General features: G+C 53.0%; 19 protein-coding genes. 3 read left to right on the forward strand and 16 right to left on the reverse strand.

The genetic code is table 11. From position 1 onward, the window contains the following. Positions 1 to 160: 160 nt before the first annotated feature. From HMPREF9141_RS11795 to mraZ, 5 genes are all read right to left on the reverse strand, one after another. Positions 161 to 1,615 carry a UDP-N-acetylmuramoyl-L-alanyl-D-glutamate--2,6-diaminopimelate ligase gene (locus tag HMPREF9141_RS11795; protein ID WP_040555116.1) on the reverse strand — a complete coding sequence of 485 codons (1,455 nt, stop codon included), beginning with the start codon at positions 1,613 to 1,615 and terminating at the stop codon, positions 161 to 163. 86 nt (positions 1,616 to 1,701) lie between these two features. Then, entirely contained in the window at positions 1,702 to 3,861 is a 2,160-nt protein-coding gene (locus HMPREF9141_RS11800; protein WP_007369000.1) for a PASTA domain-containing penicillin-binding protein, read from the reverse strand. 3 nt (positions 3,862 to 3,864) lie between these two features. Beyond that, complete coding sequence (locus tag HMPREF9141_RS11805) at positions 3,865 to 4,503, reverse strand: FtsL-like putative cell division protein (RefSeq protein WP_007369001.1); 639 nt, start codon at positions 4,501 to 4,503, stop codon at positions 3,865 to 3,867. Continuing rightward, complete coding sequence (rsmH, locus tag HMPREF9141_RS11810) at positions 4,496 to 5,440, reverse strand: 16S rRNA (cytosine(1402)-N(4))-methyltransferase RsmH (protein ID WP_007369002.1); 945 nt, start codon at positions 5,438 to 5,440, stop codon at positions 4,496 to 4,498. The genes HMPREF9141_RS11805 and rsmH overlap by 8 nt, the downstream gene beginning before the upstream one ends. After that, a complete protein-coding gene (gene mraZ, locus HMPREF9141_RS11815; RefSeq protein WP_007369003.1) occupies positions 5,437 to 5,949 on the reverse strand; it encodes a division/cell wall cluster transcriptional repressor MraZ in 513 nt (170 codons plus the stop codon). Before mraZ ends, rsmH begins: the two co-directional genes overlap by 4 nt. Before the next feature lie 253 nt (positions 5,950 to 6,202). Here mraZ and glsA point away from each other — a divergent pair, with 253 nt between their 5' ends. Then, positions 6,203 to 7,051, forward strand: coding sequence for a lyso-glycine lipid O-acyltransferase GlsA (gene glsA, locus HMPREF9141_RS11820; RefSeq protein ID WP_007369004.1), 849 nt, complete (start codon positions 6,203 to 6,205; stop codon positions 7,049 to 7,051). Between the two features lie 70 nt (positions 7,052 to 7,121). Beyond that, positions 7,122 to 8,114 (forward strand): glycine N(alpha)-acyltransferase GlsB, encoded by a 993-nt coding sequence (glsB, locus tag HMPREF9141_RS11825; protein WP_040555117.1) that lies wholly within the window; start codon positions 7,122 to 7,124, stop codon positions 8,112 to 8,114. Positions 8,115 to 8,458: 344 nt separating this feature from the next. Here glsB and HMPREF9141_RS11830 read toward each other — a convergent pair whose 3' ends face one another. The 5 genes from HMPREF9141_RS11830 to HMPREF9141_RS11850 form a co-directional block, all read right to left on the reverse strand. After that, a complete protein-coding gene (locus HMPREF9141_RS11830; protein ID WP_007369006.1) occupies positions 8,459 to 9,661 on the reverse strand; it encodes an SGNH/GDSL hydrolase family protein in 1,203 nt (400 codons plus the stop codon). Between the two features lie 264 nt (positions 9,662 to 9,925). Then, on the reverse strand, positions 9,926 to 10,858 hold the full coding sequence (locus HMPREF9141_RS11835; protein WP_007369007.1) for a helix-turn-helix transcriptional regulator: 933 nt from the start codon (positions 10,856 to 10,858) through the stop codon (positions 9,926 to 9,928). A gap of 123 nt (positions 10,859 to 10,981) precedes the next feature. Continuing rightward, the gene (locus HMPREF9141_RS11840) at positions 10,982 to 11,737 is read right to left on the reverse strand and encodes a hypothetical protein (protein WP_007369008.1); all 756 of its coding nucleotides are present in this window, start codon (positions 11,735 to 11,737) and stop codon (positions 10,982 to 10,984) included. Positions 11,738 to 11,766: 29 nt separating this feature from the next. After that, complete coding sequence (locus tag HMPREF9141_RS11845) at positions 11,767 to 13,437, reverse strand: RagB/SusD family nutrient uptake outer membrane protein (protein ID WP_040554891.1); 1,671 nt, start codon at positions 13,435 to 13,437, stop codon at positions 11,767 to 11,769. A 20-nt stretch (positions 13,438 to 13,457) separates the two neighbouring features. Beyond that, the gene (locus HMPREF9141_RS11850) at positions 13,458 to 16,733 is read right to left on the reverse strand and encodes a SusC/RagA family TonB-linked outer membrane protein (protein WP_007369010.1); all 3,276 of its coding nucleotides are present in this window, start codon (positions 16,731 to 16,733) and stop codon (positions 13,458 to 13,460) included. A gap of 366 nt (positions 16,734 to 17,099) precedes the next feature. On the opposite strand from HMPREF9141_RS11850, the gene HMPREF9141_RS11855 reads away from it, so the two are divergent. Beyond that, complete coding sequence (locus tag HMPREF9141_RS11855) at positions 17,100 to 17,330, forward strand: hypothetical protein (RefSeq protein ID WP_007369011.1); 231 nt, start codon at positions 17,100 to 17,102, stop codon at positions 17,328 to 17,330. A 60-nt stretch (positions 17,331 to 17,390) separates the two neighbouring features. On the opposite strand, the gene rnhB is transcribed toward HMPREF9141_RS11855, so the two are convergent. The 6 genes from rnhB to sufB all read right to left on the reverse strand — a co-directional run bounded on the left by rnhB (position 17,391) and on the right by sufB (position 23,489). Continuing rightward, entirely contained in the window at positions 17,391 to 17,993 is a 603-nt protein-coding gene (gene rnhB / locus HMPREF9141_RS11860) for a ribonuclease HII (protein ID WP_007369012.1), read from the reverse strand. 104 nt (positions 17,994 to 18,097) lie between these two features. Beyond that, positions 18,098 to 19,315 carry a cysteine desulfurase gene (locus HMPREF9141_RS11865; protein WP_007369013.1) on the reverse strand — a complete coding sequence of 406 codons (1,218 nt, stop codon included), beginning with the start codon at positions 19,313 to 19,315 and terminating at the stop codon, positions 18,098 to 18,100. A gap of 81 nt (positions 19,316 to 19,396) precedes the next feature. After that, on the reverse strand, positions 19,397 to 20,740 hold the full coding sequence (gene sufD / locus HMPREF9141_RS11870; RefSeq protein WP_007369014.1) for a Fe-S cluster assembly protein SufD: 1,344 nt from the start codon (positions 20,738 to 20,740) through the stop codon (positions 19,397 to 19,399). 109 nt (positions 20,741 to 20,849) lie between these two features. Continuing rightward, positions 20,850 to 21,608, reverse strand: coding sequence for a Fe-S cluster assembly ATPase SufC (gene sufC / locus HMPREF9141_RS11875; protein ID WP_007369015.1), 759 nt, complete (start codon positions 21,606 to 21,608; stop codon positions 20,850 to 20,852). A gap of 12 nt (positions 21,609 to 21,620) precedes the next feature. Then, on the reverse strand, positions 21,621 to 22,025 hold the full coding sequence (locus HMPREF9141_RS11880) for a hypothetical protein (protein WP_007369016.1): 405 nt from the start codon (positions 22,023 to 22,025) through the stop codon (positions 21,621 to 21,623). Positions 22,026 to 22,043: 18 nt separating this feature from the next. Beyond that, a complete protein-coding gene (gene sufB, locus HMPREF9141_RS11885) occupies positions 22,044 to 23,489 on the reverse strand; it encodes a Fe-S cluster assembly protein SufB (protein ID WP_040554893.1) in 1,446 nt (481 codons plus the stop codon). Between the last annotated feature and the right edge of the window lie 71 nt (positions 23,490 to 23,560).

Raw genomic sequence — 23,560 nt, forward strand, 5'->3', positions numbered from 1 at the left:
GTTCTTTGTAGGAAGAGGGAGGATTTCCTGCTCTGGCCCTGCCGCCCGTCCAGGCTAATCCGGCCTTTCTATCTTTCCTGGCGAATCCAGCCTATCTATCTCTGTTAGAGTCGCTGGTCTCGTCAGGGCTGCCAGTACTGCCAGAGCCGATGCTCCCCTGTCATATCCCGAAAATCTCACGGATAACCTCATGGTCATCGAAGTGGTGCTTCACCCCGTTGATTTCCTGGTAGTTCTCGTGCCCTTTTCCCGCAACAAGGATGACATCTCCTTTCTTCGCCATCATGGCAGCTGTGCGGATCGCCTCTTTACGGTCGACGATGGTGAGCACTTTCTTTCTTTGGGCGGCGTCGAGGCCTGAGAGCATGTCGTCGATGATCGCCTGCGGATCCTCATCACGCGGATTGTCACTTGTGAGGATGACCGTGTCGCTCTGCTTGACAGCCTCCTGTGCCATCAGCGGACGCTTGCCCTTGTCACGATGGCCGCCGGCTCCGCAGACGGTGATGACGTGCCCGCCCTTGGTGTCGAGTACGTCGTGTATGGCGGCAAGAACATTCGCCAGCGCATCAGGTGTATGCGCATAGTCGACGACGGCTGTGAAGCCCTCCGGCGACTGGATGGGTTCGAGACGGCCGTTGACACTCTTCAGGGTGCTCATGGCAACGAGGATCTCTTCCGGCTGCCTGCCCAGCAGGATCGCCGCCCCATAGACAGCAAGCAGGTTGCTGACATTGAACTTCCCGATGAACTGCACTCCCACTTCTTTCCCCTCGATTTCGAGGTACATTCCCTCGAAGTGGCACTCTAAGATCTTCGCACGGAAGTCGGCCATGCGCTTGATGGAATAGGTTTTGACGGCGGCCTTGGTGTTCTGGACCATGAACAGGCCGTTCTTGTCATCGGCATTGGTGAGAGCAAAGGCGTTCTTCGGCAGTCCGTCAAAAAACATCTTCTTGGCATTCCGGTAATTCTCGAAGGTCTTGTGGTAATCGAGATGGTCGCGCGTGAGATTGGTGAAGATGCCCCCGGCGAACTCCAGTCCGCTGATGCGCCGCTGGTGGATAGCATGACTGGAACATTCCATGAAGGCATACTCGCAGCCGGCATCCACCATTCTGGAGAGCAGACAGTTCAGTTCGATGGGGTCGGGCGTGGTGTGGTCGGCAGGAACTTCCTTGTCGTCAATGTAGTTGCAGACGGTGGAAAGCAGACCTGTCTTGTACCCGAATTTGCGGAACATATTATATAATAAGGTGGCGACGGTCGTCTTTCCGTTCGTTCCCGTTACTCCGACGAGCTTCAGCCTGCGTGACGGATTGCCGTAGAACACCGTGGCGACCTTGCCGGCATCCTCCTCGGTGGAGGCGACCTGCACGTAGGTGACCTTCTCGTCCATCACAGCAGGCATGTCCTCGAGCAGGACGGCTACCGCCCCCTGTGCGACGGCTTTGCCGATGAACCGGTGTCCGTCCACCTGTGTTCCCCTCATGGCGACGAACAGATGACCGTCTTCAATCCTTCGGCTGTCAATGTTCACGCCTTTGATTTCAACGTCCGCATTGCCATGGATGGCGATGGGCTTGACGTTCCTGAGTAATTCGCTTAGTTTCATATCTTCGTTCTGTTCTTTCTTGATGTTCTGTACAGTGTCTTCTTCTTTGTCCTGTCCGGGGATCATTCCATGCTCCTTGCAATCCGTCAACCCAGTCTGAGGGAACATTTCATGCCCCTTGCCAACCTGTCTCCCGGTGCAAGGCTCTGTTCTATGACCCTGCCCCTCCCCGTGAGGCTCACCCTGATTCCGTGTTTCTCCATGAGATAGACGGCATCGCGGGCGCCCATGCCACGGACATTGGGGACACGGCCGCCTTTGAGGGAAGCCTCCTTGTGGAAAGTGATCGACTTGCCGTTCTCCGTCGCCGTCCCCCATACAGGGTTGCCGAACGGATAAGCACCGTTCCAGCCGTTGGTGACGTTGAAACCGAGACAGTTCAGCACATAGTCTGTCGCAAGGAGGTTGCCGGTCTTCGCCGAGGGAATCAGAATGGACGAGGAATCGCGTGCATCCGTCACATTCAGCTTCAGGCTCTGCGCCATGATGCCTTCGGCTATATGATGGAAGACGACACCGCTCATGCCGCCGCCGGAGGCCGGAAGCCCTGTCTTCTGAATACAGACGATGCAGCTGTAACGGGGATTGTCGGCAGGGAAGAACCCTGCGAAGCTGAGCAGGTAGCTGGTGCCGCCGCTCTTGTAGCCCAGCGCGCCCTTCGACATCTGCGCCGTACCCGTCTTTCCAGCAACAAGGAACTTGTCTGAACCGGCCTTCTTGCCGAGCCCTTCCGAGACGACCTCGGTCAGGATGCGGGTAATCTCCTTGATGGTGCTCTCCTTGGCGATGTGCTCTTTTACGACCTGCGGCGGATTGTCATAGAGGACTTCTCCGTTCTTGACGATCTGCTTGACGAAGCGCGGACGCATCATCTTTCCGCCGTTGGCGATGGCATTGTAGAACGTGAGGGTGGAGATGGGCGGAATCTGTGTCTCGTAACCGATGCTCATCCAGGGCAGGGCGGTGGCGCTCCAGTTGTCGTACTGCCCGTGGCGGTTCTTGTGGGGCATGCGGATCTTTGCAGGGGAATAGCCCACGATCGGCACATGGAAGTCGGTCGCCAGACCTAAGTCGTAGATTCCCTGGACGAACTTCTCCGGGTTCTTGTGATAATGCAGGTCGATGATGCGGCTGACCCCGATGTTGGAACTGTATTTCAGCGTCCAGGGCAGCGTCAGTGTGCCATAGCCGCCCCGTGTCCAGTTGTGGTCCTTCATGTCACGTCCGTACATGTTCCATACGCCCGGGCCGGTCTCGACCGTATAGGTGGTATCGACGAGACCGTCGTCGAGGATGGTCATGATGGAGGCGGTCTTGAAGACGGATCCTGGCTCCAGCAGGTCGCTTACGGCATGGTTCTTCACCTCCCGGTATTTGCCGTCACTGCATTTGTCCATGTTGACAATGGCCTTGATGTCTCCCGTGCCCACCTCCATGACGATGGCGACACCGACATTTCCGTTTACATTGGGCTCCCGCAGCTCGTCGAGCAGGGCACGCTCGGCCAGGTCCTGCATACTGACGTCGATCGTCGTCACAATGTCGGCACCGTCGACCGGAGGCGTGTCGGTGATGTTCAGATACTTGTTGCGTACCTTGCGGCGGTGGATGATGCCGTTCGTACCGCGGAGGATAGAGTCGTAGGACAGTTCCAGTCCGCAGCGTGCCGTGTCCTTCGCACCGAACATATCGCCTACCGTACGCTGGGCCAGCGAGCCGAAGGGACGGCGGCGGGCATTGAACTCATCCCAGTGGAAACCGCTCTGGTACTTGGACAGGTGGAATATCGGCAGGTTCTGTATTTCCTTGAAGGTGTTATAGTCGATGCGCTCATCCCAGACGGGCCAGTGCTTGCTCATCTTGTGGAAACCTTCCATGAGGCGCTGCTTGAAGTAAGCCGGCGACTTCTCGGGGAAGATGTTGTTCAGTCCCTTGCTGATGTAATTGATGCTGTCGACAAAGGCCGTATCGTTGCCCGCCTCCTTGAGGGCATTGAAATCCATGTATACCTTGAACTCGGGCAGCGAACTGGCCATGAGCTGTCCGTCACAGCTGAGGATGTTGCCCCGGGTAGGCTTCACCGTCACGCTGTCTTTCTTCTGCGAGGCGGCCACCTCCATCCAATAGGATCTGCCGGCGGTCATGGTGTAGACGGTCTTGCCTATCACTGCGACTGCGACGAGTGACATAACGATGGCTATGGCACTGTAACGGGGCATGATTTTGCTATTATTGAACTTGCTCATATCTTATTTCTCGGGAACGTTTATTATATAAGGTGGACGGTCGGACATCTTCAGCACGCTGTCTTTCCTGTCCTTCAGCAATTCCAGGATGTGGCTCTCCCGTGTCTTCTCCGTAAGCTGGCTGCTGCTTGACAGCGCACGGTATTTGGCATCTTCCAGCTCGGTATTGAGCCTGTCGATTTCTATCAGATACTTCTGTACGCTGTACCGGTTGGATATGTAGACAATCACAAACAGGACGATTGTGATGATCAGCCAGATATTGTTGCGGAACAGCCGTGCGGAAAGGATGTCGCCGCCCAAGATCTTCCTCAGCGTGAAATTCGACGACTGCGGCTGTTCGTCTTCGCGGGCCTGTTCGGCAATGGCGGCTTTCAGTTCCCTTACTTCTTCCTCTTCCTCTTTTCTCTTCTCTTCTTCTTTCTGTTTCTTTTCCTCTTCCTTTTTCTTTCTCCGGCCTGCGGATCCGGTCTGTGGCCGACCATCTTCCTCACTGAAAGAAGCCTGCAGGACCTCTTCCGTCATCTCCGTTTCCATGAGTGGCTCTGTGACGCTTATGTGCTCGCCGGCGGCTGTCGGCTGTCCTTCCGGGAGGGGACGCGCCGTTACATCCGGTTCTTTCTTGTCGTTCTCGTCATTCATTTGCTTTCTTTTCTGCAATTCTAAGTTTTGCACTTCGGCTCCGTGGGTTGCGTTCCTGTTCATCGTCAGTGGCAGTGATAACCTTGTTGTTGACCAGCCGGAAAGGGGTCTCAATGCGTCCGAAGAAGTCCTGCTTCACCTTTCCTTCAATGTTGCCGGACTTCATGATATTCTTTACCATCCGGTCCTCCAGTGAGTGGTAAGTGATGACGGACAGTCTCCCGCCGGGCTTCAGCAGTTCGGTGGCGGCCAGCAGCATCTCCCGGAGGGCATCCATCTCGTGGTTCACTTCGATGCGGAGAGCCTGGAACATCCTTGCCAGGTCTTTCTTCTCACGTGCCCGTGGAAAGAACGGCTCTGCGGCGGCGAGCAGGTCGTGTGTCGTCTTGAACGGCTGCTGCCCCCGCGCCTTGACGATGGCGGCGGCGATGCGGCGCGACTGTTTCAGCTCTCCGTAGAGATAGAATATGTCCGCCAGCCGCCCCTCGTCGTATTCGTTGAGGATGTCGGCAGCCGTCTGTCCTGCCCGCTTGTTCATTCTCATGTCGAGCGGAGCCTCAAAGCGGAAGGAGAAGCCCCGTGTCTCGTCGTCGAAGTGATGACTGCTGACTCCGAGGTCGGCAAGCAGCCCGTCTATCTTGTCTACGCCGTAATAACGCATCCAGTTCTTGAGATACCTGAAATTGGAGCGGACGAACGTAAAGCGGGAGACCTGCTCGCCGCTTAGCCCCATCCTGCCGGTATTCTGTTCGGCATCGGCATCCTGATCGAAACTGTACAGGTGGCTGCCGCCGTCAAGCCGTGACAGGATCTCCCGGCTGTGCCCACCGCCTCCGAAGGTGACATCCACATAGATGCCCCCCCGGTGCAGGTTCAGTCCCTCTATGCTTTCGTCGAGGAGTACCGGTACGTGATAAGCCTCTGCTGTTCTGATCATGCGGCGGGTTCGTTTGTGGTGTCTGGGCGGCCGTCCGGCAGGTGGCTGCCGGAGAAGGGAAAGCCGTCTGCTCCCATGGCCTCCTCCATGGCTTTGCTGAACTCTTCAGCCGGCATGAACGGCGTGCCGCCTTCGCTGTTCGACCAGATTTCAATGCAATCGTCCATTCCCGTGAACCGGACCTGCTGGTCGATGTTCGCCAGTTTCAGGTAGCGTTTCGGTATGAGGAACCGCCCGTTGCCGTCCAGCGTAATCATTTCCACGTCGGTCACGTACTGGCGGTAAATCATCTGGTCGCGCCGGTTCCAGCGGCTCAGCCGCCTGCGGAGCGTGTCCATGCGCTCGTTCCATACCGACTCGGGATAAAGCACGAGACAAGGTTCGAAGATGTCTTTGCGCAGGACGAGCGAATCCTCGCCCGATGCGTTCAGCACCTTGCGGAAGACCGCAGGCAGGAAAGCCCTGCCCTTTGCATCTGTTTTTGCCTCGATATTTCCCAGAAACCTCATGCGTACTTCTCTGTAAAACACTAACAGGCTTCAAAGTTACACATTTTTCCCCACATATCCCCACCGTTCCCCACATACTTTTAGGAGTGCTCTCCTTTTTTGTGAAAATTAACGGTTCATTTCCCAAGTCATGCTTCTTTAAAGCAGCTGCTACTTGCTTTTTTTCCGTTCAGATACATATTTTTCAGCAAAAAGGAGGGCTATTCCAAATCGTTTCGTTATTTTTGCAGATTATTAGAAGACATTTGAGAAGATGGGCGGCGAAGCAGAAAAGACCATAGACATCGACAGGATTCTGGAAGACAAAATGGGTGCGAAGGCGAAATTCGTACCCCGCTTTGCCGTGAACTGGCTGAAGCACATCATCCACGAGGACGAGGTGAACCTGTTTCTGTGGGAGAACCGCAGACTGTCGGGCACGGAATGGCTGGAAGCCTGCGTACGCTATCTGGACATGACACTGCAGCTGGAAGGGCTGGAGAACCTCCCTGACAAGGATGACGGCAGGCTTTACACCTTCGTCTCCAACCATCCGCTCGGCGGACAGGACGGGGTTGCGCTCGGCTCCATCATCGGCAGGCATTACGACGGCAAGTTCCGCTATCTTGTCAACGACCTGCTGCTGAATCTTCCAGGGCTGAAACCGGTGTGCATCGGCATCAACAAGACTGGGAAGCAGAGCCGCGATTTCCCACGCATGGTGGAGGCAGGCTTCCGGAGCGACAACCACATGCTGATGTTTCCTGCCGGACTGAACAGCCGGAAAATCAACGGACGGATTCACGACATAGCATGGAAAAAGACGTTCATCACCAAGAGCGTGGAGTATCATCGGGACGTGGTGCCGATCTTCTTCGGAGGACGTAACTCCGAACGGTTCTACCGCATCGCGCATTTCAGCGACCGGTATGTCCGGAAAATCAATATCGCCATGCTCTTCCTTGTCGATGAAATGTACAGGAACGTTGGGAAAACATTCCGGGTCGTGATCGGCAAACCCATTCCCTGGCAGACTTTCGACAGAAGCCGGACGCCGATGGAATGGGCGAAATTCGTCGAGGACAAGGTGTACGAAATGGCAGGTTCCGGTGCGGGGAAATAGACTCCGCACACTGGAGGAGGACGGACGGACGGAAGCGACAGAGAGAAAGCATAAAGAACAGATAGAGAATATGGAAGAAGAAATCATCCAACCCATCAGTAAGGAGCTGCTCAAGAAGGAACTGACTCCTGAAAGGATGCTCCGTATGACCAACAAGAGCCATAACGAGATTTACGTAGTGACGGCAAAGAACGCTCCCGACGTGATGAAGGAAATCGGCCGGCTGCGTGAGATCGCGTTCCGCACGGCAGGGGGCGGTACGGGCAAGGCGATGGATATCGATGAGTTCGACACGATGGAAAACTGCTGCCGGCAGCTGATTGTATGGAATCCGGAAGCGGAAGAAATCATCGGAGGCTACCGTTACATTTTCGGAAGCGACTGGGAAACCGGACCGGACGGGCAGCCTGTGCTGGCGACGAGCCACATGTTCCGTTTCTCTGACAGGTTCATGAAGGAATATGCTCCCTACACGGTCGAGCTGGGACGCTCGTTCGTCTCGTTGGAATATCAGAACGTGAGGCGGAACTCGAAGAGCATCTTCGCACTCGACAACCTCTGGGACGGTCTCGGCGCACTGACGGTCCTGAATCCTGACTGTAAGTATTTCTTTGGGAAGATGACGATGTACCCGTCTTATATCCGTCGTGGAAGAGACATGATCCTTTATTTCCTGAAGAAGTATTTTGATGACAAGGACAACCTCATTCTACCGATCAAACCGCTGAAAATCGACACTCCCGAGGCGGAACTGGACGCATTGTTCAAAGGCAGGGACTTCAAGGAAGACTACAAGATACTGAACCGTGAAATCCGTGAGCTGGGGTACAACATCCCGCCTCTGGTCAACGCTTACATGAATCTCTCGCCGACGATGAAGCTCTTTGGAACAGCCATCAATTATGGTTTCGGCGATGTGGAGGAGACAGGCATCCTCATTGCCGTCGATGAAATCTTTGAGGAGAAGCGTATCCGGCACATCGAGAGTTTCGTCGCCGAGCATCCTGAGGCACTGAACTTTACCAGCGGAGCCAACAACGTCATCTACAAGGAAAAACAATAGCGGCAGACGGCGCAGGCCGTCAGCAGGCTTTGAGGAAATCGGAAAGGGCAGACTGATCCATTGCGGATGGATGGGTCTGCCCTTTTCCCGGTTGTGCGGTGAGGGTACAGCATACCGTCTGTTGCCGGAAAAGGGAAACGTGCAGAGGGAGGCGTTATGCTGCCCAAAAGCGTGATGGTAAATGTTTCTTTTGCGGAAGAAAGGGGATTATACTGTCCAATACCAGCATAACTTATTGAGGGGAAAGGGAGACTTGCCTTTCAAAGACAATGCGCCACCTCCCGTTGAAGGGGAATGACGCACAAAGGGGGCATGCCCTCAGGTTTCACCGTACAGTCCTTTCTTTACATTTTCTTCGCCGCATACTCCCCCATCTCCTTGTAACCGGCCGGATTGGGATGCAGCCAGTCGCCGATATGCCATTCACGCCGCAACTGATCCGGGGCGGCAGGGTCACGCATGAGGGCATCAAAATCGATGAAACCGTCGATTTCACGTGTTGTTCTGATCCATTCATTCACCGTTTTCCGTGCTTTCTCACGTGCTTCCGTAAAATAGACTTTACAGCCTCTGAACGGTGTTATCGTCCCCATATAGACCTTCAGTCCGCGCAGACGAGCCTTTCTTGCCATCTGGCGGTAGGCCTCTATCAGCTGGCGTGCCGTCTCGTCGGGATTCATCGATGTGCCGATGTCGTTGATCGCCTCGAAGATGACGACTGCACGAAGTCCCCGCTGTCCCAGTATGTCCCGGTCGAACCGATCCTTTCCGGGCTGCCCTAAACCTACGGTGAGGATACGGTTGTTTCCGATGCCGAGGTTCAGGACTCCCGTCCTGCCGGTCCTGGAACTGCCGGAAGCGGCATTGCCGTTCCATGCAGCCGACAGGAAGTCGGGCCAGCGGTTCTGGGCATTGGTGGTGCTCCCCTTGCCGTCCGTGATGCTGTTGCCAAGGATGGCTATGCTGGAGGCCGTAGCATCCAGTACATCGAGGGCAGTGATATTGAACCAATGGTCTTCCTTGAAAGCAGTCGAAAAGTCGGTATGAGCATTCGTCACACCTCTCAGTACATAGGAGGTGGTACGCGACCCCATGTGGACGGTAGGCTCTTTCGGAGCTTTAAGGTAGTTGACCGTGATGGCGACACGTTCCAAGGGATGCAGGGCAAACTTCAACGCATCCGAGAAGACCGCCTTCCCGGCAGGAACCGTCACTCGCCGCTTCTTGCCGAACAGGAGGTACTTTGCCGAATGTTGCCGGATGACAGATCCGACTCCAGCCCTTGCGATATAGACGCTCGTGATTTCAAGCGGTTCCGAAGAAAGCTCGTTGCTCAGCTGCAGACGGATGACACTGCCGCCGATACTGACTTTCACGATCTGTCGTACTGACCGGTCGCTCATCTGGTTGTTGTAAGGCATGAATGTCTTGTCGACAGTCTGCGGAGCACAGGCCCATGTCCCCACCCAGCACGGTTGCTGTGCATGGACGGACAGGCCGATAATCAAAAACAGTAGCTGTAAAAGTCTCTTTGTCATATAAATCATTAAATAGGGCTAAGGCCTCCCCAAACCCCTACAAAGGAGGGGATGTGGCAGGCGAGGATGGACATAAGCGAGGATAAGCGGGAATGGCATAAGCGATGATAAGCGATGATAAACGTGGATAAACGAAGATAGGGATAAGCGGAGATAAGCGAGCATAAGCAGGGATGGGCGGAGATAAGCGAGCATAAGCAGGGATAGGCGAAGATGGGCAATCAGCGAGGATAAACGAGGATAGGCTGTGATGTAAAACAGCTAAGCATTCCCTCACCGCTGACCACTCCCCTCTCCATTCGGAGAGGGGCCGGGGGTGAGGCTTCTTATCTCTTCTCTCATATACTCCCTGAACCCGTCATCCTCTACGATTTCAATATCCTTGAACAGGCCAAGGACAAACCGTCCCAGCCCCCGATAGTCACAGACCTCTATGTCCAGCAGCCAGGTATCGTCGCCGTCAGGCGTCACAAGATATTCCCCCTGCGGATACTCCTCTATGAAAAGATTGTGCGACAACTGTCCCAGCCGAAGCTTCACCCGATGGCGGTCCTCGCCGCAGAACATGAATATATCGGTAAACACCTGACGGTGCTGGTCCTCATGCAGCCATGGGACATCCACCTCTTCCACCCTCTCCATCCGGGAGAGCTTGAAGGTCTTGTTCTCATGGGACAGCAGTTCGTAGCACCGCACATCCTGATCATCATGCAGCAGGAGGAAAGGTTCGACGATACGGTCCTTCACGGTATGGCTGTGCGGACTGGAATAGCCGACCAGGCGCACCATCCGCTTATGTTCCATGGCTTTCCTGAGAACTTTCAGCTTGCTGTCCACCTGCCGCCGGATGGAAGAGTGGGTAGACACGGAAAGGGCATAGGCACTCTCTATCTTCCGCCGCAGCCGGTTCACCATCATGCTGTTGTCGCCAGCCATCGTCAGCAGGCTATGGATCGTCCTGACATCATTGTCCGTGAACTGGATGGCCTGCAGCAGCTGGGTGAAGAAGGGCGAACGGCGGTCGATATGATAAAACCCCTCATGCTTGAAGACGATGAAGCCGGCGTGCTTGATGAAGTCAAGCAGATAATAGAAGTTCCTCCGTGACAGTTCCATCCTCTCGCACAGTTCGTCCACCGTATAATTGCGACCGTCCGACAAGAGTATCAACAGCCCTAACTGCTTCTTTAGTTTGTCAAATCTCATAAATAACACTTATCCTGTATAGTACTAAACGTACCGGAAGGCCATTAATTGTCTTAACATGAAAAAACTCTCTGTACAGGCATATAGCCTGTACAGAGAGTCAATATCATTCGTCTTCAAACCTTACTTGTTCAAGACCAGAACCTCCTGCATTGGGCCGAAAGAGCCTGCAGCAACCGTGAAATTGAAATTGAAAGTGAATGTCTTTGTCCCTTCGTCATAAGTACTTCCCTGGTCTGTTGCACTGATCATTCCATACTTCGAATGAGTAACCCCCGTCTCCATGGAAGAAGGATAGACTGTCACCTTACTTCCGTTCGGGCTGAAAGAGAAGCCATGTCCCTGTTTCCACAGATCCTTGATACGGTAGCGATTGCCCACTTCTGAATACTCGACATTGACGGTACCGATATTGCCGAACATTTCCGAGGTATATGTTCCTGTACCAAAAGCCTTGTAGTCAAGCCCCTCGAAGTCGATACTCTGCGAAGTCTTCGTGCCACCATTCACCGCAACAACGGTTATGGAATAAAGTCCGTGCAGGTCCGTAACATAGACATCCTTGTAATCAGAAGGCTTCACGTCAACTTTCTTTCCATTGGCAACGACATAGTCGGCATATTCACCTTCTGTCATCTTACGTGCTTCCTTAGCCGACTTCAGTTCAGCCAGATAATATACTTCACTGACAGCAGCATTGGTCGCTACACGGAAGAGACAGTCGTTATCGGCATTGTACCCATCTCCGACTTTGTATTGATAAACCGTTCCAACGGGTGTGCCGTCATTGCCCGGCTCTGTGCCATACTCTTCCTTACAGCCCGTAAAAACAACGGCGGCAAGGGCAAGTAACAGTAAACTCTTAATGTATTTCTTCATAATCTTTTGCTTTTATATTCGTCAATTGCTTAGAAAACATACGGATCAGAGTCGGCGGCAGGCTGAACCGGATCAGGATTACGAGTCATACCTCCATTGTTGTCAGACTCTGTTCCCACGAATGCCCAGACCATCCAGTTAGGCAGTTCCTTCGTATTCCAGCGCGCATTTTCAAGATGATTGGTTCCAGCATAACTGCGGATAATGCCCTTGTTCAGACGTTTGATATCAAAAGTAGCAAAACCTTCACCCCAAAGCTCTACACGGCGCTGCCACCAGACTTCGTTCTGGAAAAGAGACGTACTGACATTGTAATAAGCATCTGTATGCTTGCCATACACATACTGCGGGTCTCGCGTCTTGGCAAATGCTTCCAACAACGCCTTACCACGTGCTTCATCCTGCATCCCTGCGGCTTCAGCCTCGATAAGCTTCATTTCCTCAACACGCATCAAAGGGACTGATACACACCAGGCATCGTACTTGACATCAGCTTTCCCCGCTGCATTGCGGAACTTCAAAGACAAACCGCCAAGACCGTATTTGGAGTATTCCATCCCTGACTTGTAGACGCGATCGGGATAATTAGAGTAGTCTCCCAGCTTGTTGATGGCAGCCGCTTTGCTCATGCCGTCCAAAGAGAAGTCCACCCAGCACTTGCGACGGAAATCCGTACTGGGAATCGTAGAATAGAGATGACGGTCAATCACCATCACACCACCGTATGAAGAGGCATATCCGCCGTCGAATCCGCCTTCCATCATCATTACAGATCCCCAGGAGTCGTCACCGTCATTCCCTTTGATATTGGGGTCGGTAGGAAGGAACTGTGTAGCGAACATCCAGGAACTGTTAGGTTTGTTGAAACCATTGTCACGGCTCAAAAACTCGCTTTCACTCATCATCGTGTAGCCCTGCTGTGCCAGCTTGGCATACTTCTCGGCATTCGCCCAGTCCTGCTTCTCAAGATAGGTACGTGCCTTGAGGCCGTAAACGACACTGATATCAGGAGTATACTTGTCCGATCTCTTATAGTTCGCAAGATACTTCTCTGCTGCGTCAAGATCCTTCAGAATGAAATCGAAAGCTTCCTCCCAAGTCATACGCTCACTATGAGTAGCCTCCTGCAATGTACGCAACTCATCAGCCTTAATCGTTGTCAAGGCTTTCGGATCAACCGAATAAGGTTTTGCCGCATACATACGTACCAAGTCCAGATAGAACATGGCGCGCATCGCATAAGCAATACCTGTACCAGCCTTTTTTGCGTTTTCGGGTTCTTTATATCCCGAAGCACCGGCACTTTTAATGGCGTTGTTACAGTCAGTAATCCACGAATAGTAGCAGGTCCATGGGAACTGGGTAACGGCATAACCAGATGCCAGGTACTTGACGTTGTTGTACCAGGCAGTAATATGATTATTGGCACCTGCCGGCACGACATCCTGTCCTTCAACATCACGGGTAAGGAAGAACGCCGTATAGCCGAAATCCCACACGTTGTTTCTGCGGGGAGAATACGTTCTCTTTCCGCTGAGGTTCGTTGTCAGTGCGCTGACCATGTTATCAAAGGCACCCGGAGCTCTCGCCACCTGATCCAGTGAAGCGACATTGCTCTGCGGCTCTACCTCTTCGATACAACCCGTAAGCACAGAAGTGCCTAAAGCCGCCAGGAGTATTGTTGAAAAAATCTTATTCATTGTCATATTCTTTTTGTTAATTAGAAAGAAACCTGCAGACCGCCCATGACTGTACGTACAGGCGCATAGGAATTGACACCCGAGTGAGATGTTCCCTGGAAGCTGAAGCGGGGATCAAGTCCCTTGCGGGCAGACCAGAAGCAAAGGTTCTGTCCTTGTACATAAAGACGGATTTTGCTCAGCATCAACTTACGGACCAGTTTTGCCGGAACAGTATAACCGACCGTAAACGACTGGAAATTGAGGAACCGCGCACTCGTAAGGAAACGCGTGGACTGTGCATTCAAGTCAGGATCCGTGTACATGAAACGTGGAATATCGGTGGAAGTATTGTTTGGAGTCCAAGACTTCAATATATCCTTGGACAGATTTGATCCGTCTCCCTTTGTCCTGACATTATTCATCAGCGAAGCATAGCCGAAATCATAGATCTTACCGCCGATCTGATAGTCAAATGTAGCATTGAGGTCAAAATCGTAAACTCTCAGTGTCGTAGTGAAGCCGCCATTGGCAGCCGGTAACATCTCATGGGTATAATTCGTAGCCTCACTCCAATCCGTCGTTGTGAAAGAATGCTTCGTTCCCGGCTTGTTACTGTTTGACAGCCTGCCGGCTTTGAACTCCTTGTAGATGTCCTCGTCAACCCAGTAAAGCGGCTGTCCCTTTTCATTCACACCGGCATAATCAGCCATCATTCCATTGTAGAGTGGTTGACCTTCTGCGTACCACATCGGGATATTGAATCCTGCACTGACATCCGTCTGTGAGAATCCGCCATACTGTGCAATCTTGGTAGGGTCGAGCTTCAAAGCCTTTGCACGGTTGTGAGAAATATTCGCCGAAGCACTCCATACAATATTCTTCGTACGGATGATGTCTCCGCCGAGCGTAAACTCGACACCTGAGTTGCGGATGTCTCCAATGTTACCATAGTAACCCCGTACACCTACACTCTCCGGAACACCCAGCCAGAAAAGCATATCCGTTGTCTTCTTGGTATAGCAGTTGAACTCACCATTCAAACGATTCTGGAAGAGTGCAAATTCAAGACCGAGGTTGAAGTTGGTAGTCGTCTCCCAGGTAATGTCAGGATTGCCAATGGAAGTGAACGAAGGCAACATCGACTTCTCACCACGTACCAGGCTGTAACGGTCGACATAGTTGAAATCAGGAATACCATCGTTACCCTGCTGTCCGATAGAGACTTTAAACTTCAGATTGTCAACCCACTTGGCATTCAGATCCTGGAAGAACTTTTCTTTGCTGAGAATCCACGCTCCTCCAATGCTCCAGAAGTTACCCCAACGGTTTTTCTTTGCGAAGCGGCTGGAAGCATCACGACGGAAAGAAGCCTGTGCGAAATACTTCTGGTCATAGTTGTAAAGCAAATTGGCAAAATATCCTTCCACATTATAGATGGAACGATAAGAATAGCTGTCATAACGATCTGCAAACGCATTGATTTCCTTGATATCCGGTGAGAAGCCACCACGAGCCAATGCTTCCAGATAGTTATAATTAGACTTATACCACTCATGTCCTACCATCAGCTGGACATCATGCAGGCCGAAGGCCTTATGCCCCGTCAACGTCTGGACATAGTTCCAACGGTAGCTGACCCCGGCATCCTTATTAATGCGCCCCTTGTCCGCAGCTGCACCGCCGATAAAAGGATTCTCATAGAAAGAATAACGCGTCAGTAAAAGGGTGATGGAGTTCATCGAATTGAACTTCAGCCACGGAGTCAGCGTAACATCAAAGTTGAACTGTCCCTGCAACTGATCGAGTATGGTATTCTGCTTGTTGTACCTGTTCGCGCCCAGCGGGTTACCTGTACTGAGGAAAGGCCGGGCCCCGATGCCCGGATAGTTTGTTGCCGGCACACCGAAGTCATATTTCGGGTGACCGTATTGATCTGTAGCAATCACCGGATTACCGTTTGCATCCAGTGTACGGACGTAGACAGGATAGATAGGAGCAATATACTGAGTGAAATAACCCAGGTTAGCCGCATCGGTCTTGGTATCGCTCAGATTAGGATTCGACTCACGGTCAGAATGCACATATCCGGCATTTGCCAAGAGGTGCAGCCAGTTGGTAGCCTGATAGTCCGCCTTCAACCGAGCCGTAAACCGCTCATATCCGGAGTTCTCCAGTACACCTTTCTCTTTCAGGTAACCTACACTCGAGTAATAGCTCATCTTGGAATCACCACCACTTACATTGATGTTATACTCCTGACGGAATCCATGGCGGTATGCCTCATCCTTCCAGTCATCCGGCTGGAGGTAGTACTTTGTACCATTATATTCGTAAGCGCGTCCGAGGGTCGCCTTCGGATTCAACTTACCATCAAGCCCGATAAGATTCTCACCGGCGGGAAGTGTATATGGATTATACTGCAATCCGAAGCTGCGATTGGTGATCATGTTATCATTCGCCCACTTATTAGCCTGTTCACGTGTCATACCCTGCTTGTAGAAAGCATAGTTGAAGAACTGTGAATAGTAAGCCTCCATGAACTCGCCGGGATCCGTGAACACGTCATAGTCCTGAATACTGCGGCTCGTCGCACCCCACTTCATCTCAGCATTGATGTTTGCCTTGCCTTTGCCTTTCTTCGTTGTAATCAGTATGACACCTGCCGCACCGCGTGCACCATAAAGAGCAGCAGAGGAGGCATCCTTCAGAACGGTAACGCTCTCGATGTCGTCCTGCGGAATGTTGCTCAGAGAAGCAGGATAAGGAGCACCGTCGACGATGATCAACGGATCTGTAGAAGCATAAAGAGAAGCGATACCACGGATATGGATGTTCGCATTTCCAGCACCGGGAGCACCGGATCCGCCTGTCAGCTGCAAGCCCGGGACCGACCCGATGAGCGCATCAGCCACATTGGTAGTAATCTTCTTTTTCAAGTCACCGGAATTGACAACGGCTGCAGAACCGGCAAATGAGGCCTTGGACTGCGTACCGAAGGCAACGACCATCACCTCGTCCATCACCTTCCCGTCCGGATCAAGCGTGATTTTCATGTGTGCCTTACCCGTCAGCGTCTGCGTCTTCATGCCGATGTAGGACACTGTAATCTTAGAACCAGCCTTGACAGGCAACGAGAAATGCCCGTCTATGTTCGTCGCGGTTCCCGTCTGCGTCCCTACCACGAGGATAGACGCACCGACTACGGGCTGCCCGTCATCCGAAGAGATTACGGTTCCGCTAATCTCTGTTTGCGCCAGTGCTGTTCCCATACAGAGGAAGAACACGGCTAAAAACATGGTTAGTCTTTTTTTCATAAAATCGCTTTTTTGTTAACAATAAATATACTCTGTTTGTCTCATTGCAACTGGTAAAATTCACAAAACCAATCGTCAGGTTCCGGCAAGAAGGGTATTCTCGTCAGGTTACAAAGCTAACATAGTTTTTTTTAACATCCAAACGAATGTAAACATAAGTTTTGTTTTTTCACATTAATTAAGTGTTCAGCCGTGAAAAAAGACAAGAAACGTCACAGAAAGCAAAATGTTCGCATTCAAAAGTGAACACGAACATTTTATATTGTATGTAATACACATCCGTACAATCTGACAGATAAATCCACCTGACATCTACCAAATGCCACCATCCGCTTTACAGTCGGAAGGCGGCACACTGAACGGAACATGCACAGACAGGCGGACGACGGAAGAGGGGGGAGGCCGGCGACAGTATCGGGAAGGAGCGGCAACGGTCGCCGTCCTTGCCCGCAGGCCGACCTGCCGCATCCGGCCGTCGGGAATGACATTCCCAACCGTGTGGGAATCGCATTCCCAGCGGCCGGGACTCGTATTCCCAACGGCTGGGAACCGCATTCCCGACGGCTGCCGACCATTCCGGCTGCCGCCGGGTTCTGACAAGAAGTACAGACCTGAAGGACGGCACTCCCGGCAGGAGGCTTTTTTCTCCCTCCGGCATCAGAAGTCGAAAGACAGCTGCGTGTCGCCCAGCAGGTTGTAGCTTTTCCGGTGATAAGGGGTGATGCCGTACTCCCGGATCGCCTGCCGGTGCTTCTTCGTGGGATAGCCCATATTCTTCTGCCAGTCGTATTGTGGATATTCTTCTGCCAGTGAGCACATATAATCATCCCGGTAAGTCTTGGCGAGGATGGAAGCCGCCGCTATGGAAAGATATTTACCGTCGCCCTTGACGATGGTGGCAAAGGGCAGCTTCCGGTAGGGAGTGAAGCGGTTGCCGTCCACGATGACTGCCTCCGGCCGTACTTTGAGCTGGTCCAGCGCACGGTGCATGGCGAGGAAAGAAGCATTGAGGATGTTGATCCTGTCGATTTCCTCGGGTGTGACGATTCCCACAGCCCAGGCAAGGGCATCGTGCTCAATGGTTTCACGGAGGGCATAACGCTTTCCGGGGGTCAGCTTCTTGGAGTCGTCCAGCTCGCAGTTCCGGTAGCCGGGCGGCAGGATGACCGCTGCTGCATAAACGCTTCCGGCAAGGCAGCCCCTCCCGGCTTCGTCGCAGCCGGCTTCAACAAGATCTTGATAATGATGATTTTTCAGCATAAAGGATAAGAATAAAGGGGGATAGGGGTAGGCGGTGATAGGCGATGATAAGCGTTAATGAGAACCTATAAACGCCTATCATCGCCTATCACCGCTTACCCCCCCTAAAACATTACAGAAACCCGCTTGATGCCGGCTACCAAAGCATCGACCTCCTCACGTGTGTTGTAAAGTCCGAACGATGCCCGGACAGTACCGAGGACGCCAAGCCGGTCCATCAGCGGCTGAGCACAATGGTGACCCGTGCGGACGGCGATGCCGAGCTGGTCGAGCAGTGTGCCGAGGTCCATGGGATGGATATTGCCGACATTGAAGCTGATGACGGCATCACCGCTGCCGTTACTGTGTCCGTAGATGTGTATGCCCTCAACGGTACGCAGCTGCCGGAGGGCATACCGGGTGAGATCCTGTTCGTGGGAAAGGATATTGTCCATGCCCAGCGAAGAAACATAGTCGAGAGCTTTGGCTAGTCCGTGTGTGGCGACATAGTCAGGAGTCCCGGCCTCGAACTTCAAAGGTGGCCGCTCAAAGGTGGTCTTCTCGAAGCTCACGTGTCCGATCATCTCGCCGCCGCCCTGATAAGGCGGCAGCCTGTCGAGCCACGCCTCCTTGCCGTAAAGCACACCGACACCCGTCGGGCCGTAGACCTTGTGCCCGCTGAAGGCGAGGAAGTCGCAGTCGAGTTCCTGTACGTCGACGGCGAAATGGGGTACGCTCTGCGCGCCGTCCACCATGACCGATACGCCATGTTCATGGGCAATGCGTGTCATCTCCTTGACGGGATTGACCGTTCCGAGGACATTGCTGACATGGGTAATGCTCACAAGCCGTGTGCGCTCTGTAAAGAGCTTTCGGTATGCGTCCAGGTCCAGCACGCCTTCTTCTGTCATCGGGATCACCTTCAGGACAATCCCCCTGCGCTGTGCCTGCAGCTGCCAGGGGACGATGTTGGAGTGGTGTTCCATCGTGGAGACAATCACCTCGTCGCCTTCCTTCATGCAGCCCTCTGTGAAGCTGGAGGCAACGAGGTTCAGGCTCTCCGTCGTCCCGCGGGTAAAGACGACCTCATTTGCGGAACGCGCGTTGATGAACTTCCGTACCGTCTCACGTGCAGCCTCATGCAAGTCGGTTGCCTGTTGCGACAGCCAGTGTACACCACGGTGTACGTTGGCATTCACATTGAGGTATTCCTCGCGCATGGCATCCAGCACGCAGAGCGGTTTCTGCGTGGTGGCGCCGTTGTCAAGATAAACCAGCGGCTTGCCGTAAACCGTGCGGGAGAGAATCGGGAAAGAATCCCGGACTTTGTTGATATCGTACATATTTTCTTGTATTGGACTTGTCTGCCTTATCAGGCAAATCGGGCTTATGGGGCAAAATATCCCCATAAGCCCGATGTCATACTATTTACACATCGTGCAGCCCTCGCACTTGTCCAGCTCGCCCCGGAAGCGTTTCTCCACCAGGTGGTGGAGGCGGTCGCGCAACGGCTCAAGCTCCATCTTGTCAATGACCTCGTTGACGAAGGCGAACTCAAGAAGGAGCTTGGCTTCCTTGCGGTCGATACCGCGCTGCTGCATATAGAAGAGGGCGGCATCGTTGAGCTGTCCGACGGTCGATCCGTGGTTGCACTGTACATCATCCGCATAGATTTCGAGCATCGGCTGGGTGAACATACGGCTTGTCCTGCTGGCGCAGAGGTTACGGTTGTTCTCCTGCGAGAGCGTCTTCTGCGCGCCTTTGCGGACAAGCACACGGCCGGCGAAGGCACCGACGGCATTTCCGTCAAGAACGTATTTGTAAAGTTCGTTGCTCGTGCAGTGGGGAACTTGATGGTCGATGAGCGTGTTGTTGTCCACGTGCTGGCTTTTGTCTGCGACCACACAGCCGTTGCAGAAGCACTCGCTGCCCTCACCCTTGAAGACAAGGTCGAGCATGTTGCGGGTCACACCGTTGTGCAGCGTGATGACGTTGTGGCTGACACGGGAGTTGCGCTGCTGCTCTATATAAACGTTGGAAACCCGCGTGTTCTTCGCATGAGTCTCTTCCAGACAGTTCAGTTCCAGGCGTGCATTGTCGCCTACGAAAGCCTCGATGACCTGTGTGGCGAGGAAGTTCCGGTTGTCGGCAGCATGGTCGCAGAAGAGGAACTGTGCTTTCGCACCTTCCTCGAGGACAATGAGCACACGGCGGTTGACCATCAGGTCGACATCCGAACGGAGGATGTTGACCACCTGCACGGTGCGTTCCATCTGTACGTTCTTCGGCACATAGATGAAGAGTCCGTCCTGTGCCAGCATCGTGTTCAGTGCCGTTACGGCATCGGCTTCTGTGTGGGCAATACGGCCATAGTACTTCCGCACCAGTTCCGGATGTTCTGTCGCCATGCGGTTCAGACTGTCGACGATGATGCCGTCATTGAGTTTTGTCTTCGGCAACGCCTTGGCATAGAACTGGTCGTTGACAATGAAATAAAGGGAAGTGCTGAGGTTGGGAACATCGCACTTGAAAGTCTCGTAGGGATTGACAGGAATCTCAAGGCGGTTGAGATTCAGGCCATAGTCCGGTTCAAAGAGCTTCTGCATATCCGTGTACTTGTAGCGTTCCACTTTCCTGTCAGGGAAGCCAAGCCGGCGGAAGTCCTCGAAAGCCTTGTCGCGCACCTCATTGAGAACGGGTGCAGCGTGATCCTTGATCATCTGCTGCGCCTCGTTGTAGAGGTCTATATATTGTTTTTCGCTTTGCATTGTTGTTTCTTTTTAGGCGTTTCAGCCGGCTGGATATAGCGGATAAGACAATCCCCATGACTCACAGGGACTCCAGCCGGACTGGACAATCAAGATAAACGGCAGCCTTTCAGTCTCCGGCATCCACCTCTTCCTTGATCCAGTCGTAGCCCCGTTGTTCAATTTCCTTGGCAAGCTCCGGACCTGCCGTCTTGACAATACGACCCTTGTAAAGTACATGGACGACATCCGGTTTGATCATGTCGAGCAGACGCTCATAGTGGGTGATGACGATGGTGGACGTCTCATCTGTATGCATCTTGTTCACCCCTTCCGCTACGATACGCATGGCGTCAACATCAAGGCCGGAGTCGGTCTCGTCGAGGATGCTCAGCTTCGGTTCGAGCATCGCCATCTGGAAGATTTCATTGCGTTTCTTCTCACCACCTGAGAAGCCTTCGTTCACGCTGCGGCGGGACAGGTTGGAGTCCATGCCCACCAGCCGGCGTTTCTCCCGCATAAGGACCATGAACTCGGCCGCCTTCAGCGGTTCGAGTCCCTGATAAGCACGCTTGGCATTGACGGCCGCCTTCATGAAGTTGGTCATGCTCACTCCCGGAATCTCCACCGGATACTGGAAAGAGAGGAAGAGCCCTTCATGAGAACGGTCCTCCGGCTTCATCTCCAAGAGATTCTTTCCATTGAAGACGGCCATGCCGTCGGTTACTTCATAGAGTGGATTACCTGTAAGTACGGCACTGAGCGTAGACTTACCCGAGCCGTTAGGTCCCATGATGGCATGCACTTCACCGTCTTTCACCGTGAGGTTGATGCCCTTTAATATTTCTTTACCTGCAATCGTTGCGTGCAGGTTTCTTACTTCTAACATATTGTTTTTGTTTTATTTACTTTTCAAAATAAAAATGTCAATGATGTCACACACCATACCAGCTAAAAAGTCGGATGTGTGATAGTCGCCACGAGCCATTCTCTCTGATCTCTCCCGCTCGCGTTGTTCATCGAAAAGCGACGGTGATGTATCGTTGCCACCAAAGAAAGACTTAGGCTTCTTCTTGTAAGGAGGCGGATCCTTTATAAATCCTGAACCCGTTACCGTGTGAAAAAGACGACGGTCATAAGGCATCGGTGCAACGGCGTTACCCATTACCGACCGACAAGTACTTGTCGTATCTCGCTTCACCTGTTCATCTATAAGAAACTTCCGCCATGGCTTCAACTGCCATGACTGAGCCTGGAGCATTGTCGCGAGCAGCAAGCCAGACGTGATGAGAATGACTTTTCGCATATTGTCCGTTCTGTTATATCACCCTACTGTTCCTTCCAATGTCACGGAGAGGAGTTTCTGTGCCTCTACGGCGAACTCCATCGGGAGCTTGTTGAGGACATCCTTCGCATAGCCGTTGACAATCAGCCCGACGGCATCCTCCGTAGGAATGCCGCGCTGGTTGCAGTAGAAGAGCTGGTCTTCACTGATTTTTGATGTTGTCGCTTCATGTTCCACAATGGCCGTATCGTTGTGGATATCCATGTAAGGGAAGGTATGTGCACCGCAGTCTGAACCCAGGAGAAGCGAGTCACAGCTCGAGTAGTTGCGGGCATTCTCTGCATTTGCCGTCGCACGGACCAGTCCGCGGTAAGAGTTCTGGCTGTGTCCGGCAGAGATGCCTTTCGAGATGATGGTGCTCTTGGTGTTCTTGCCGATGTGAATCATCTTCGTACCGGTGTCAGCTTCCTGATAGTTGTTCGTCACGGCGACAGAATAGAACTCGGCCTGTGAGTTGTCGCCCTTCAGCACGCAGGACGGATATTTCCAGGTGATGGCAGAGCCTGTCTCAACCTGTGTCCATGACAGCTTGGAGTTCACGCCGCGCAGCTCGCCGCGCTTTGTCACGAGGTTCAAAACGCCTCCCTTTCCGTTCTCATCGCCCGGATACCAGTTCTGGACGGTCGAGTATTTCACTTCGGCATTGTTGTTCACGACGATTTCCACCACCGCCGCATGCAGCTGGTTTTCATCGCGCATCGGAGCCGTACAGCCCTCAAGATAGCTGACATAGGCATCATCATCGGCTACGATCAGCGTGCGCTCAAACTGCCCCGTGTTGATGGCATTGATGCGGAAGTACGAACTGAGTTCCATCGGACAGCGGACCCCCTTGGGAATATACACGAAGGAGCCGTCGCTGAATACGGCGGAGTTCAGTGCGGCGGAATAGTTGTCTCGATAGGGGACGACGCTTCCGAGGTACTGCCGTACCAGATCGGGATGTTCCTTGACGGCCTCGCCGATAGAGCAGAAGATGATTCCTTTCTCTGCCAGCTGCTTCTTGAAGGTTGTCTTTACAGACACGGAGTCCATGATGGCATCGACTGCCGTGCCGCTCAATGCGAGCCGTTCCTCCAGCGGAATCCCCAGCTTGTCGAAGGTCTTTGCCAGCTCCGGATCCATCTCCTTGTTCTTGGGTTTCTTCGCCAAGGGGTCGGCGTAATAGGAGATGTCCTGCAGGTGCAGCTCGGGCAGATGCAGATGCCCCCATGTAGGGACGGGCAGCGTCTCCCAGTAGTGGAAAGCCTTCAAACGAAAATCGAGGAGCCACTCCGGCTCCCCTTTCTTCTGCGAAATGAGCCGGACAATCTCCTCGTTCAGTCCTTTCGGGATGACCTCTGTATGTACATCGGTTGTAAAGCCGAACTCGTACTTCTGCTCTGCGACCTTCTTTACAAATTCATTATTCTTGTTTTCATCCATTTGTAATTCAATGCTAATATATATGGTATGGGCAGACAAATTGTATGCCACCTTCCCGGCAGCAACATTTG

It is taken from the genome of Prevotella multiformis DSM 16608 (genome assembly GCF_000191065.1).
Classification (GTDB): domain Bacteria; phylum Bacteroidota; class Bacteroidia; order Bacteroidales; family Bacteroidaceae; genus Prevotella; species Prevotella multiformis.